This window comes from Paraburkholderia sp. LEh10 (genome assembly GCF_017814945.1).
Taxonomy (GTDB): domain Bacteria; phylum Pseudomonadota; class Gammaproteobacteria; order Burkholderiales; family Burkholderiaceae; genus Paraburkholderia.
In genome coordinates this window covers 18,453-31,174 of the sequence record NZ_JAGIPX010000018.1, presented here as the reverse complement: position 1 = coordinate 31,174, position 12,722 = coordinate 18,453, and the positions used below count along the sequence as shown (strand labels likewise).

Annotated in this window: 9 protein-coding genes; 3 read left to right on the top strand and 6 right to left on the bottom strand. The window is 66.3% G+C overall.

Features of this window, described 5'->3' with window-relative positions; all coding sequences use genetic code 11:
- Positions 1–36 precede the first annotated feature (36 nt).
- Together J8I87_RS16910 and J8I87_RS16905 are read right to left on the bottom strand one after the other, a co-directional pair.
- A complete protein-coding gene (locus tag J8I87_RS16910) occupies positions 37–1,707 on the bottom strand; it encodes a tetratricopeptide repeat protein (protein WP_209932694.1) in 1,671 nt (556 codons plus the stop codon).
- A gap of 162 nt (positions 1,708–1,869) precedes the next feature.
- Complete coding sequence (locus tag J8I87_RS16905) at positions 1,870–2,289, bottom strand: PaaI family thioesterase (RefSeq protein ID WP_209932693.1); 420 nt, start codon at positions 2,287–2,289, stop codon at positions 1,870–1,872.
- Positions 2,290–2,511: 222 nt separating this feature from the next.
- Here J8I87_RS16905 and J8I87_RS16900 point away from each other — a divergent pair, with 222 nt between their 5' ends.
- Positions 2,512–3,186: a ParA family protein gene (locus J8I87_RS16900; protein WP_209932691.1), complete on the top strand. Its 675-nt coding sequence runs from the start codon at positions 2,512–2,514 to the stop codon at positions 3,184–3,186.
- Between the two features lie 73 nt (positions 3,187–3,259).
- On the opposite strand, the gene panD is transcribed toward J8I87_RS16900, so the two are convergent.
- From panD to J8I87_RS16880, 4 genes are all read right to left on the bottom strand, one after another.
- Complete coding sequence (gene panD, locus J8I87_RS16895) at positions 3,260–3,646, bottom strand: aspartate 1-decarboxylase (protein WP_209932689.1); 387 nt, start codon at positions 3,644–3,646, stop codon at positions 3,260–3,262.
- Positions 3,647–3,710: 64 nt separating this feature from the next.
- Positions 3,711–4,544 (bottom strand): pantoate--beta-alanine ligase, encoded by an 834-nt coding sequence (gene panC / locus J8I87_RS16890; RefSeq protein ID WP_209932687.1) that lies wholly within the window; start codon positions 4,542–4,544, stop codon positions 3,711–3,713.
- Positions 4,545–4,865: 321 nt separating this feature from the next.
- Positions 4,866–5,738: a ScpA family protein gene (locus J8I87_RS16885; RefSeq protein WP_209932685.1), complete on the bottom strand. Its 873-nt coding sequence runs from the start codon at positions 5,736–5,738 to the stop codon at positions 4,866–4,868.
- Positions 5,739–5,924: a DUF3460 family protein gene (locus J8I87_RS16880; protein ID WP_209932683.1), complete on the bottom strand. Its 186-nt coding sequence runs from the start codon at positions 5,922–5,924 to the stop codon at positions 5,739–5,741. It abuts the gene before it with no gap.
- 484 nt (positions 5,925–6,408) lie between these two features.
- On the opposite strand from J8I87_RS16880, the gene J8I87_RS16875 reads away from it, so the two are divergent.
- Both J8I87_RS16875 and J8I87_RS16870 read left to right on the top strand, forming a co-directional pair.
- On the top strand, positions 6,409–8,187 hold the full coding sequence (locus J8I87_RS16875) for an autotransporter assembly complex protein TamA (protein WP_245253986.1): 1,779 nt from the start codon (positions 6,409–6,411) through the stop codon (positions 8,185–8,187).
- A 32-nt stretch (positions 8,188–8,219) separates the two neighbouring features.
- Positions 8,220–12,692 carry a translocation/assembly module TamB domain-containing protein gene (locus J8I87_RS16870; RefSeq protein WP_209932679.1) on the top strand — a complete coding sequence of 1,491 codons (4,473 nt, stop codon included), beginning with the start codon at positions 8,220–8,222 and terminating at the stop codon, positions 12,690–12,692.
- The last annotated feature ends 30 nt before the right edge of the window (positions 12,693–12,722 follow it).

The window sequence follows — 12,722 nt, the reverse complement described above, 5'->3', positions numbered from 1 at the left end:
GCCATGCGCGTCGCGGTGTCATCGACGGCTACGCGATCATGCGCGCCACGCCCGCAGCGCCTTCGCCATCCGTTCTGCCACCTCGGTCCAGTCCCGCGAAGCCGATTGCCTGAAGAGCCGCATCACGCGCGGATACCACGGCGAATCTTCGCGCCCGCGCAGCCACCGCCAGTCCGTCCAGTCGTACGGCAGCATCAGCCAGCATGGTTTGCCGAGGGCGCCCGCGACGTGCGCCGCGGCGGTGTCCACCGAGATCACCAGGTCTAGTTGCGCGATGATGGCCGCCGTATCGCCGAAATCCTCGATCGCCGACCCGAGATGCACGACGGATTGACCAGCGGGAGGCGCCATCGCTTCGGCTTCGCCCTGGCCTTTTTGCAAGCTGAAGAACGTCGCGCCGGCCACCGACCACAACGGCGCGAGCGGCGTGAGGCCGGGCAGTGAGCGCGTCGCGTCGTGCTGATTGTCGGCAAAGCCCTTCCAGACGAGGCCGACCTTCAGCCCCGGCCGCGCCCCGAGGCGCGCGCGCCAGCGCTCGATGCGATCCGGCGGCGCGTGAAGATAGGGCAGCGCGGCGGGAATGGTGTCGAGTGTCGTGCCGAAGTGCAGCGGCAGGCTCAGCGGGTACGCCCAGTAATCGTGCGGCTCGACGGTGCCGCTATGCGTCTTGACGGCATCTACGCCATCGAGTGTTTCGATCAGTGGTCTTAACGGCTGCGGGCACATCAGCGTCAGGTGGCGCACGCCGCACGCCTTGAGAAGCGGTGCATAGCGCGCGAACTGCACGCAGTCGCCGTAACCTTGCTCATGCCACAACACGAGCGACTTTCCGTCGAGCGATTCTCCGTGCCATTGCGGAGTGCCGGACGGCGCAGGGGTATCTTTCCGCGGCCGCTGTGGCGCGTATCGGGCCTCGGCATGCAGCCAGCCTTCGTCGAAGCGCCCTTGCGTAAGCAGCAGGATACCGAGGTTGAAGCGGGCGTCGGCGAAGTCCGGCGCGAGCGCCAGCGTCTGACGATAGAGCGCTTCTGCCTCGTCATACCGGCCGGCGAGCTTCAGTGTCGTCGCGAGATTGTGCAGGGCGTCGCGGTGATCCGGCTGTATGCCGAGCGCCCGGCGAAATGCCGCTTCCGCCTGCGCCAGACGCACGCTGCGCAACTGCGCCATCCCCAGGTTGTACAACGCGTGAATGTAAGCGCCGTCGATTTCGAGCGTCTCGTGGTAGATCGCGATTGCGTCGTCCTGCCGGTTCTCTTGCATCAGCAGCGTGCCGAGATTGTTCCGCGCGGCAAGGAGCCGGGGCTCGAGTTCGATGGCGCGGCGATACTCGGATTCGGCTTCCCGCACTTGCTGCCGCCCCGCCAGCGCTTCGGCGAGGTGGAAATGCGCGAGTCCGCAGCCCGCGTCAATTTCAATGGCCCGGCGGCAGGCTGCTTCAGCCTCCTGCCTTCGCTGACGCCGCATTAGCAGATCGGCGAGATTGGCGAGGAAATGCGCGCTTTCTCTCAGCGCGATCGCGTGGCGAATGAGCGCTTCGGCTTCGATCCATACGCCGCGTACCGACAGAACGACGCCGAGCAGATGGAGCGCATCCACATGATGCGGGTCGTGTTCGAGCACCTCGCGATACCCGCGTTCGGCTTCGTCGAGGCGGCCGGCGATGTGCGCATCGAACGCGGCCTGGAAATTCGGCGGTTGAGGGGACATGTTGCTGGAATGATGGACGCGCTGCTGGGACGCCAATGGCGCGTCCGATCATACCTCGCCGGGTGGCGGAAACTGCGGCCGGACTTGTTGTAAATCGTCATAGGCGGCCGGCTTCGAGCGGCTTCGCCACGCCCGCGGACAAGGAGGCGCTGCGCGGGTACGTCAGTACAACACCATCTGCGTACAGCGAAATAGCGCCATTGTCTTGCCGTCCGGCGCGATGACGGTCGCGTCCCATACCTGCGTGCTGCGTCCCAGATGCATGGCCTTTGCGACGGCGCGGATGGTCCCTTGCGTCGATGTCCCGAGAAAATTGCTCTTGAGTTCCGCCGTCGTGAAATTGCGCGCATTGTCGGGCAGATGCGCGAGGCATGCGTAGCCGCAAGCGGTATCGGCGAGCCCGATCACGGTGGCCGCGTGCAGAAAGCCGTTCGGCGCGAGCAACTCGCTGCGCACCGTCAGTTCGGCCGTCAGCGTGCCTTCTTCGAGGCCGATCACGCGCACGCCCAGCAGCGCAGGCAGTGAGCCTTTCTGGCGTGCATGGAGACGGTCGATCGTGTATTCGCTGCGCAGTTTGCTCATGATCCTGTTTGCTCTCAAAAAAGGGGCTGGAAGCGTCCCCCGGATGCGTAGGGGCTTCGGCCTGACGAATTTTGCCGATATTATCAACGGCTGGAACAATCGGGCCACGTCACGCGCAGTGCAGCACGCGCCGCATCAGCGGGCCGCGCAGCGCGGACGGGCCGCAAGTCGAGCGGCAAACCGGCTGGCAGCGCCAGCCATCTTCCCGGGAGAATGCAATACATGACGGTGATCGTGGTGGCGAATCCAAAGGGCGGCGTGGGCAAGAGCACGCTGTCGACCAATCTGGCTGGCTATTTCGCGGCTGAAGGGCAGTGGGTCGCGCTCGCCGACCTCGACCGGCAGCAATCCGCGCATGCATGGCTCGATCTGCGTCCGGGGACGTTGCCGGCCATCGAAACCTGGCACGTCGATCCGGATGCTCCCGCCAAGCCGCCCAAGGGCCTCGAACAGGCCATCGTCGACACGCCCGCCGGTCTGCACGGCAATCGGCTGAATGTGGCGTTGTCGCTGGCCGACAAGGTGATCGTGCCGCTGCAGCCGTCCATCTTCGATATCCTCGCGACCAAGGAATTTCTTGAACGGCTCGCGAAGGAAAAGGCCGTCCGCAAGGGCGCGATCGAAATCGGCGTGGTCGGCATGCGCGTGGATGCGCGCACGAAGTCGGCGGACCAGCTGCATCGGTTCGTCGACGGGCTGAACCTGCCCGTGCTCGGCTATCTGCGCGATACGCAGAACTATGTGCAACTGGCGGCGCACGGCCTGACGCTGTGGGACGTCGCAAAGAGCCGCGTCGAGAAGGATCTGGAGCAGTGGGAGTCGATCACGGCATGGATCGACGGTAGGGGCACAGGCGGGAAAGGCTCAGGCGCGAAAGGCGGCGCGAAGCAGAACTGACGCACGCTCACAGCGGAGCATGCGCCGAACCGCTGCGCCGCGCGCCCTCAGCCTGTGACGGCGCGGCGAGCGCTCAGGTCCAGCTTTGTGTCGGCACGTGATCGCGGTTGCCCTTGATCACATTGTTCTCGTCGACGAACACGAGATTCGGCTTCCATCCCGCCTTCAACTCTTCCTCGTCGACGTTCGCGAACGCCGCGATGATCACCAGGTCGCCCAGTTGCGCGCGCCGCGCCGCCGAGCCGTTCAGCGAGATCATGCCGCTGCCGCGCTCGCCCTTGATCGCGTACGTCGAAAAGCGCTCGCCGTTGTTGATGTTCCAGATGTCGATGCGCTCGTTCTCGACGATGTTCGCGGCTTCCAGCAGGTTTTCGTCGATTGCGCACGAGCCTTCGTAGTGCAGCTCGCAGTGCGTGACGGCCGCGCGGTGAATCTTCGACTTCAGCATGTTGCGTTGCATGGCTAATCCTTGGGCTTCGCTGCGCGCGGGCCGTGTCCGGCCGCGCGGGCGCCGCGGTTGAGGTTCAGATCTCGAGGTTGTCGATCAGGCGCGTCGCGCCGAGCTTCGCGGCGGCCAGCACGACAAGCGCCGCGTCGTGCTCGTGCGCGGCGGGCGCGACCAGATTCGCGCGCTTGCGAATCGCGATGTAGTCCGGTTTCCAGCCGCGCGCGGCCAGCGACGCCATCGCCTCCTGTTCCAGCTTCGCGAAATCGCGATTGCCCGACAGCACGCCCTCGCGCACGCGCGCGAGCGTGGCCGCGAGCATCGGCGCTTCGGCGCGCTCGGATTCAGTCAGATAACGGTTGCGCGAGCTGAGCGCGAGGCCGTCGGTGTCGCGCACGGTTTCGGCGGCGATGATGTCGGTGGGCAGCGCGAACTGCTCCGTCATCGCGCGCACGATCATCAATTGCTGGTAGTCCTTCTTGCCGAACACGGCGACGCGCGGCTGCACACACGACATCAGCTTCATCACGACCGTGCATACGCCCGTGAAAAAGCCGGGCCGGAACTCGCCTTCCAGGATGTCGCCCAGGTCGTGCGGCGGGTGCACGCGGTATTCCTGCGGCTGCGGATACATGTCGCGCTCCGTCGGCGCGAACAGTACGTAGACGTTTTCCTTCTGCAGCTTCTCGATATCGGCTTCGAGCGTGCGCGGGTATTTGTCGAAGTCTTCGTTCGGGCCAAACTGCAGACGGTTCACGAAGATGCTTGCCACGACCGGGTCACCGTGCTGGCGCGCAAGGCGCATCAGCGACAGATGGCCTTCGTGCAGGTTGCCCATCGTCGGCACAAAGGCGGTGCGGTTCTGGCCGCGCAACTGGTCGCGCAATTCCTGGATCGAGCTGATGACTTTCATGATCGGGCGGTGTTGTGAGCCGTGCAGGCCGCTGATGAGGCGGCAGCGTGACTCGCGGTTGTCTCGTTCGCGCGACGCCGCGCGCGGTTTCTGGTGTCCACGCAGACAAAACCGGTTGGACCGGCTTCGAGCGCGGGATTGTAGTGGATTTATTGTCGTGCTGCACCGATTCGGGGCGGCAGGGTAAACGCCGGAAATTCCAGGTGATGAAACAGATCGCGCGTCTGTTTCGGGTTCCGGATCTCCCCGATACGGGTTCGTGGACGGCCGCGGCGCGAGCGTGCTGCAATGGCTTTCACTCCGCGGCGCGCCGGCAGCCCGTCAGGCGGGCAGATAGGCCAGCCGCACGTAAATCGGCGCGAACGGCTCGGCTTGCGTGATCTCGATCAACGATTCACGCGACAGCTCCAGCATCGCGATGAAGTTCACGACGACGACGGGTACGCCGCGCGTCGTGTCGAACAGCTCGGAAAACTCCATGAAGCGCGCATTCTGCAGCCTGCGCAGGATCACGCTCATGTGCTCGCGCACGGACAGTTCCTCGCGCGAAATCTTGTGATGCTGGACGAGCTTGGCCCGCTTGATCACGTCGGCCCATGCGGCGCGCAGGTCGTCCGTGTTCACATCGGGGAAGCGCGGCGTGATGCTCTGCTCGATGTACACCTCGGCGCGCAGGAAGTCGCGCCCGAGCTGTGGCAACTGGTCGAGCCGCTGGGCCGCGAGCTTCATCTGCTCGTACTCCAGCAGCCGGCGCACGAGTTCGGCGCGCGGATCTTCCGCCTCTTCGCCCGTGTCGGCCTTCTTGACAGGCAGCAGCATGCGCGACTTGATCTCGATCAGCATCGCCGCCATCAGCAGGTATTCGGACGCGAGTTCGAGATTGGTCTTGCGCAGTTGTTCGACATAGCCGAGATACTGGGCCGTCACTTCGGCCATCGGAATGTCGAGCACATTGAAGTTCTGCTTGCGGATCAGGTACAGCAGCAGGTCGAGCGGGCCTTCGAAGGTCTCGAGAAAGACTTCGAGCGCGTCGGGCGGGATGTACAGATCCTGCGGCAGCTTGAAAAGCGGCTCGCCGTACAGGCGAGCGAAAGCGATGCCGTCGACGGTGTCGGGCGTCGAGTCGGTAGCGGGCGCGGCGAGCGCCGCGTCGGGCTGTTCCGTTGCGGCGCGGGCCTCGTCGGCGGTGGTCACTTAGAAGTTCTGGTAGTAGACGTACGGCGTCTGCCTCACGCGTGCCTCCTGATTGGACGCGCGTTCGTCGAGGTCGATCGGCTGCTTGTCCCACAGGAGCGCGCGGCCGCGGCGCTGCTCTTCTTCCAGAGTGGGCTTTTGCTGCTTCAGTTGATTCAGGAACTGCGTGATATCCGATTGATACATGGCTCGACGTCCGTGAATGAAGATGACGGCGCCCGGTTGCGGGCCTTGACAGATTGCCTCGACGGCGGGGCCGCTCGTGCAGAAATGGATTTTACCGCAAGCCCGCGCGACGCAAGCGAAAAGTCGGCGGAACCGCGAGCGGCGGGCGGCGGGCGGCGTCAAAGGCGGACGCCTTGGGCATGCGCTCGTGCGGGAGCGCGTCTGCCGGGGCATAGGCGGGCGAATCTGACCGGCTGCCGCTGTCGGGCTGCGCCTGCCTGCTTCATATGCCGGCTTCATGCACGGACGGCTTTCGCGCGGTCCATCAATGGCGCGTGAGCGCCGATGTGGTCAAATAGCGCACGTTCCCCTGCGCCATGACAGGCCGGGTGTCGGCATTCTTCAACAAATGGTCAATAAGAGCCGGAGGTCGTGTTTGGCGGGGTGGGCCAGCGAGCGGACGTGCGAGTGCAGCAACGAAAGCACGGTGAGAGGCCGTCGCGCGATGCAACGCGCATCGCTTGCGGCGGTACTGCTGCGCGCATGTCTGCCGTGCGGTCTCTGCGTGCTGCTGCTCATGACGCCGCACGCCCATGCCGCGCGCGCGAAGCCGTCGTACAAGGTCGATGTCGAGGCGTCGCCGCGCTCGTTGCGCAAGCTGCTCGAAGAGCATCTCGACATTTCGCGCTTCGCGAAGCGCGACGACATCAGCCCGGAGCAGTTCGACTTTCTGGTGACGGCGACGCCGCAGCAGGTGCGCGATCTCGCGTCGACGGAAGGCTATTTCACGCCCGTCGTGCGGACGGACGTGCGCACCCTCGACGACAAGAAAGTGGTGCGCGTTTCCGTCGATCCCGGTCCGCGCACGACCATTTCGTCGATTTCGCTGTCGTTTCGCGGCCCCGTGCTGACGGAAGACCCGGAACAGGAAAACAAGACGCGCTTCGCGTTCTCGCTGCACGAGGGCGATCCTTTCACGCAGACGAACTGGGACGACGCGAAGGGCGCGTCGCTGAAAGCGCTGCAGTCGCGCCGCTATCTGGGCGCGAAGATCGCGCGCTCGGAAGCGCGCATCGACCCGCGCACGCACGACGCCCAGTTGTCCGTCACCTATGACAGCGGCCCGACCTTCACGATGGGCAAGCTCGACGTGTCGGGCACGCGGCGCTACCCCGAGCGTATCGTCGAAAACGTGAACCCGATCTCGCCGGGCGAAGTCTACGACGTGCAGCGCGTGACGGAGTTGCAGCGTCAGTTGCAGAACACGCCTTACTACGCGAGCGTCGCGATCGACGTGGGCAACGACACGGCAAGGCCGCTCGACACGCCGCTGCACGTGAAGGTCAGCGAATTTCCTTACAACAGCGTGCGCGGCGGCGTCGGCTACTCGACGGACACGGGGGCGCACATTCAGGGCTCGTATTCGTATCTCGACACGTTCGGCGCGGCCTGGCCGTTCACCGTCGCTGGCCGGCTCGACCAGATCCAGCAGTATGGCCAGGTGACGCTCGCGATGCCGCCGGGCCGCCGCGGCTGGACCAACAGCGGGATCGTGTCTTACACCAGCACGAACGTGTCCGACACGCGGATCTACAGCTTCAGGGCGGGCTTGCAGCGCACGCGCACGTCGCAGTACATCGACTACGGGTACTCGATCCTGTACTACCAGGACCGACTGGACCAGAACACCCAGGCGCCGACCACGAGCCGCGCGCTTCTGCCCGCGTGGTCGTGGACGCGCCGCAATACCGACGACCCGCTGTTTCCGCGCTCGGGCAACCTGATCCACGTCGAAGCGGGCTTTGCGGTAAAGGGCGCGCTGACCGACCAGACGTTCATTCGCGGCTATGCGCGCGGGCAGCAATACCTGCCCGTCGGCGCGCGCGACCTGGTCCTGTTTCGCGCGGAACTGGGCGGCGTGTTCACGAGCGGGCCGTCGAGCGGCGTGCCGGCGTCGCTGCTGTTCCGCGCGGGCGGCTCGAATTCGGTGCGCGGCTACGCGTATCAGAGCATCGGTAACAATGTGGGAGGCTCGATTCTGCCGACCAAGTACCTCGTGACGGGCACTTCCGAATATCAGCACTGGTTCAACCGCGACTGGGGCGCGGCGGCGTTCTTCGACATCGGCACGGCCACCGACGCCTGGGGCGAAAAGATCTTCTATCCGGGCGTCGGCGTGGGCGCGCGCTGGCGTAGTCCCGTCGGTCCCGTGAATGTCGATATCGCGTATGGCACCCGTAACCGCAGCGTGCGTCCGTACCTGACGCTCGGCATCGCCTTCTGACTTCACACTGAATCCGACAGCATTTCTCGAGCATGACGACGGACCCATCCGCGAATCCATCTGAGAACCCGCCGGGCGGCGCACCGCCGGGCGGGGAGCCGCCGCGCGGCCCGGATGGTTCCGACGCGCCGCCACCGTCCGGCGGCGAGCCGCCCGCGAAAAAGCCGCGGCGCGTCCGGCGGCTGTGGAAAGCGATCGCGTGGGGCATCGCGGTGCCCACTGTGCTCGTCGCGCTGGTGGGCGGCTTGCTGTATGGCGTGGTGGTGACGGAGCGCGGCACCGCGTACGCATGGCAGGCGGCCGTCAAATTGTTGCACGGACAACTCGAAGGCAAGCTTGACGGCGGCGCGATCGCGACGGGCGTGCACCTGCGCGACGTGCGCTGGCGCAGTCTCGACGGCAGCGGCACCGATATCCGCGTCGACCGCATCGACGGGCGATGGAGGCTGTCCGACAAGCCGTGGCGCTTCGTTGTCGACTATCTGCATGTGGGCAGCGTCGATGCGCGCATCGCGCCGTCGACCTCGAAGTCCGAGCCGATGAGCTTGCCGAAGGAGCTGCGGCTGCCGCTGCAACTGGACGTGCGCGATCTGAGCGTCGACAGGCTGGTGTTGCACGAAGGCGCGTCGACGTCCGAGTACGCGCGGCTGCTGTTTCATGGACGCAGTGACGGCCGTCGTCACGAGGCCTCCGTCGATCGGCTCGATACGCCGTTCGGCGCGGTGACGGCGGCGGCGAAGCTCGACGGCGTGCGCCCGTTTCCGCTGACGGGTGACGCCGGCTATTCAGGCAAGGTCAACGAAGAGGCGGTGCAGGTGCAAGCACATCTGTCGGGCTCGCTCGAAACGCTGATCGCCGAGCTCGACGCGACGGGGATGAAGCTGACGGGTCACGCGCGCGTCGAGGCGACGCCGTTCGCCGATGTGCTGCTGCAGCGCGCGACGCTGAGCTTCGATCACGTGAATCCGCAGGCCTTCGCGCCCGGCGCGCCGTTCGCCGATCTCGCCGTGCGCGCCCAATTGCAGCCGGTGCAGCGCGACGCGGCGGGCGTCGCGAGTCCGGCGCTTGCTGCGAGCGCTGGCGCGCCGGCGAGCGTGGCCAGTGCGGCGAGCGTGGCCAGTGCGGCGAGCGCCGGCGGGGCAGCGAGTGCGGGACGCGCGAAGAGCGCCGCGCGTGCACAAGCCTTCGCACGTTCGCCTGCCGCCACGGCTACGACAACGACGCCAGCTTCGCAAACGCCGGCGCAAGCGCCCGTCGCGGCATCCCAGCCGGATGCCGCCCACGGCGCACAGGGGTTCGCGGTGCAGGGCCAGGTGTCGATTGTGAACGGGAAGCCCGGCTCGATCGACGCGCATCTGTTGCCGCTGATCGACGCGCATGCCGACGTGCAGCTCGACGCCCGCGCGCAGCGCGTCTCGAACCTCGACGTACGTCTCATGAAAGACGCGGCCATCACGGGCGGCGGCGCGCTGATGGGCAAGCGCGGGCAATTCGACCTGAAAGTCGCGAAGCTGGATCTGAATGCGTTGCAGTCGAGCGTGCGGCCGACGCAGTTCGCCGGCCCGGTCTCGATCCGGCTGAACGACGACGTGCAAAGCGTCACGCTCGATCTGAACGATCCGAAGGCGGCGCTGCGTGTGCAGGGCAAGATCACGCTCGATCGGGCGCGCACGGGCTTCAACGACGTGCGCGTGAGTTCGGGCAAAGGGCGCATCGATCTGAACGGCGCAATCAAGCACGACGCCAGTTCCACCTACAACCTGAAGGCGACGCTGACCGACTTCGATCCGCTGTCGCTGACATCGCAAATGCCGTCGCGCGCCCCGCCACCTGCCGGGCACAGCGGGCGCAAAGGCGAAGGCAAGGGCAAGGCCAAAGACAAGGCCAACGACAAGGGGGACAAGCAGGACCAAGGCGGGCGCGCGCAGCCGGACGTGCCGAAAGCCTCCGCCGAGGCGCCCATGAACGCGCCGCCGAAGACGTCCGCGAAAATGCCGGCGAAAGCTTCGGCGAAAGCCCCCGTCGCGCGCAAGATCGAAGCGCGCGTGAACGGCACGCTGACGGCCGCGGGCGTGCTCGCGCCGACGTTCACGACGAAGGCTGAATTCCGCCTCGGCGAGAGCGTCTACGACGGCCTGCCGATGACGGGCAGCGGCACCATTCAACTGGCCGGCTCGCGCATCCTGCCGAGCCGCGCGAACCTGTCGGTGGCGGGCAATCAGGTCGATCTGCAAGGCAGCTTCGGCGCGCGCGGCGACCGTCTGCGCTTTCATATCGACGCGCCGGCGCTCGAGCGGCTCGGCTTCGGCCTTGCGGGCCTCGTCGTGGCGCAGGGCGACGTGACGGGCACCTTCGACCACCCGAATGTCACACTCGACTACAAGGCACAGAGCGTCGTGTTCGGCGAAAACAAGGTCGGTCATGCCGAAGGGCATGCCGAACTGCGCGACGGCGCGAACGGCGCGATGGTCTTCACGGCGGACGCGCGCGACGTCAGCACGGCGGGCGTCGAGCTGAACACGCTCACCGCGCGCCTGAACGGCACGCGCGCGAAGCACACGCTTGACGCAGCCGCGACGGGCACGCTGAAAGGCCGGCCGCTCGATCTGGCCGTCGCCGCGAACGGCAGGCTCACCGACGCACGCGACGGCGCGCATTGGGACGGCACGCTCACGCGACTGTCGAACAAAGGGACGCCCGCGCTGAACATGGAGACGCCCCTCGCCGTCAGCGCGGGCGGCGCTCGCGTGACGCTCGGCGCGACGCGCCTCACGCTGGAAGGCGCGGCGCTCGATCTGAAGTCGTTTGCGCTCGATCATGGCCGCGTCCGCTCGGCGGGCACGCTGACGGGCGTATCGGTCGCGCGGATGCTCGAACTGCGGCAGGAATTCACGGGCGTGCCGTCGACGCTGAAAACCGACCTTGTCTTCGACGGCAACTGGGATTTCGCGCTCGGCGAAACGGCGACGGGTCATGTCGAGCTGAAGCGCCGCGGCGGCGACATCACGCTCGAAGTAGGGCGCGGCTTCGCGCCCGTCGGCATCATCGACATCGCCGCGCGCGCCGACTTCAGCGGCGGCAATCGGCTGAACGCGACCGTGCATGCGCAGGCGAGCCGCATCGGTGTGATCGACGCAGCCGCGCACACGACGCTCGTGCCTCGCGACGGCGTGCTCACCGTCGACGAAGAAGGGCCGCTGACGGGCAGCATCGACGCCAGCGTGCCGTCGCTGAAGACCACGGGCGGCCTGTTCGGGCCGAGCTATCTGCTCGACGGGCATCTCGCGCTGAAGCTCGCGCTCGGCGGCACCGTGGCGAAGCCGAATCTGTCGGGCTCGCTGGTCGGCGACGGAGTGTCGGCGACGCTCGTCGATCAGGGCGTGCAACTGAAGGATGGCGTGGTGCGCATTGCGCTGTCCGAGAATCTCGTCGATTTCCAGCAGGTCGAATTTCACGGCGCGACGGGCACGCTGCGCGCGAAGGGCCGGGTGCGGCTCGACAATGCCGAGCCCGATCTGACGGCGAGCATCGTCGCCGACAAGCTCGAACTGTTCGCGTCGCCGGACCGGCAACTGACGATGTCGGGCAGCGCGAGCATCGCGAACGCCGGCACGCAGGGCGGGCTGTCGATCAACGGCAAGTTCGCCATCGATCACGCCCTCTTCGATATGCCCGACAAGTCAGAGCCGCGACTGGGCGACGACGTCGTGGTGGTGCGTCCGGACGGAACGGTGGCGGGCGGCAAGCCACAGGAAACCGGCAATTCGAACAAGCCCGTGGGCGCGCTTGCGCCGCGCGCGAATATCGATATCGATCTCGGCCAGAAATTCCGCTTCCGCGGCCAAGGCGCGGACGTCGGGCTGCGCGGCACGATCACCGCGCTTTCCGCGCCGAACATGCCGCTGCGCGCGGTCGGCAACGTGCGCGTAACGGAAGACTCGACCTATATCGCCTTCGGCCGCAAGCTCGCGATTGAAAACGGCTTCTTCACGTTCAACGGGCCCGTCGCGAATCCCGGCATCAATATCCTCGCGATGCGCCGCAACCAGCAGGTCGAGGCGGGCGTGCAGGTGACGGGCACGATCCAGTCGCCTGTCGCGAAACTGGTGTCGGAGCCGAACGTCCCCGACAACGAAAAGCTGTCGTGGCTGCTGTTCGGGCACGGCACGGACCAGGGCAACAGCATCGGCCAGCAAAGCACGATGACGACGGCGCTGGCGCTGCTGGGCAGCGCCAGCGGCAAGCGGATCGCGCAGGAGTTCGGCCTCGACGAGTTCTCGATCGGGCGCAGCGAAGTGGGGCTGACCGATCCGCAGGTGGTGATGGTATCGAAGGCGATCAGCGAATGGCTCGTGATCGGCTACGAACAGGGTTTGCAGTCGTCGAGCAACGCGATCAAGGCGACGGTGAACCTGACGCGTTACTGGTCGGTGGCCGCTTACGGCGGCACGTTCCAGGGGATGGACCTGCAGTACACGCGGCGCTTCGACCGGCTGCGGTGGTGACGAAAAGGCCGGCGCGCCGCGGATGACGTG

Excerpts from the sequence above, each read along its gene's own strand:
- J8I87_RS16875 (WP_245253986.1), top strand. The coding sequence starts at position 6,409 with ATGCAACGCGCATCGCTTGCGGCGGTACTGCTGCGCGCATGTCTGCCG.
- J8I87_RS16870 (WP_209932679.1), top strand. The coding sequence starts at position 8,220 with ATGACGACGGACCCATCCGCGAATCCATCTGAGAACCCGCCGGGCGGC.
- panD (WP_209932689.1), bottom strand. The coding sequence starts at position 3,646 with ATGCAACGCAACATGCTGAAGTCGAAGATTCACCGCGCGGCCGTCACG.
- J8I87_RS16900 (WP_209932691.1), top strand. The coding sequence starts at position 2,512 with ATGACGGTGATCGTGGTGGCGAATCCAAAGGGCGGCGTGGGCAAGAGC.
- J8I87_RS16905 (WP_209932693.1), bottom strand. The coding sequence starts at position 2,289 with ATGAGCAAACTGCGCAGCGAATACACGATCGACCGTCTCCATGCACGC.
- J8I87_RS16880 (WP_209932683.1), bottom strand. The coding sequence starts at position 5,924 with ATGTATCAATCGGATATCACGCAGTTCCTGAATCAACTGAAGCAGCAA.
- J8I87_RS16910 (WP_209932694.1), bottom strand. The coding sequence starts at position 1,707 with ATGTCCCCTCAACCGCCGAATTTCCAGGCCGCGTTCGATGCGCACATC.
- panC (WP_209932687.1), bottom strand. The coding sequence starts at position 4,544 with ATGAAAGTCATCAGCTCGATCCAGGAATTGCGCGACCAGTTGCGCGGC.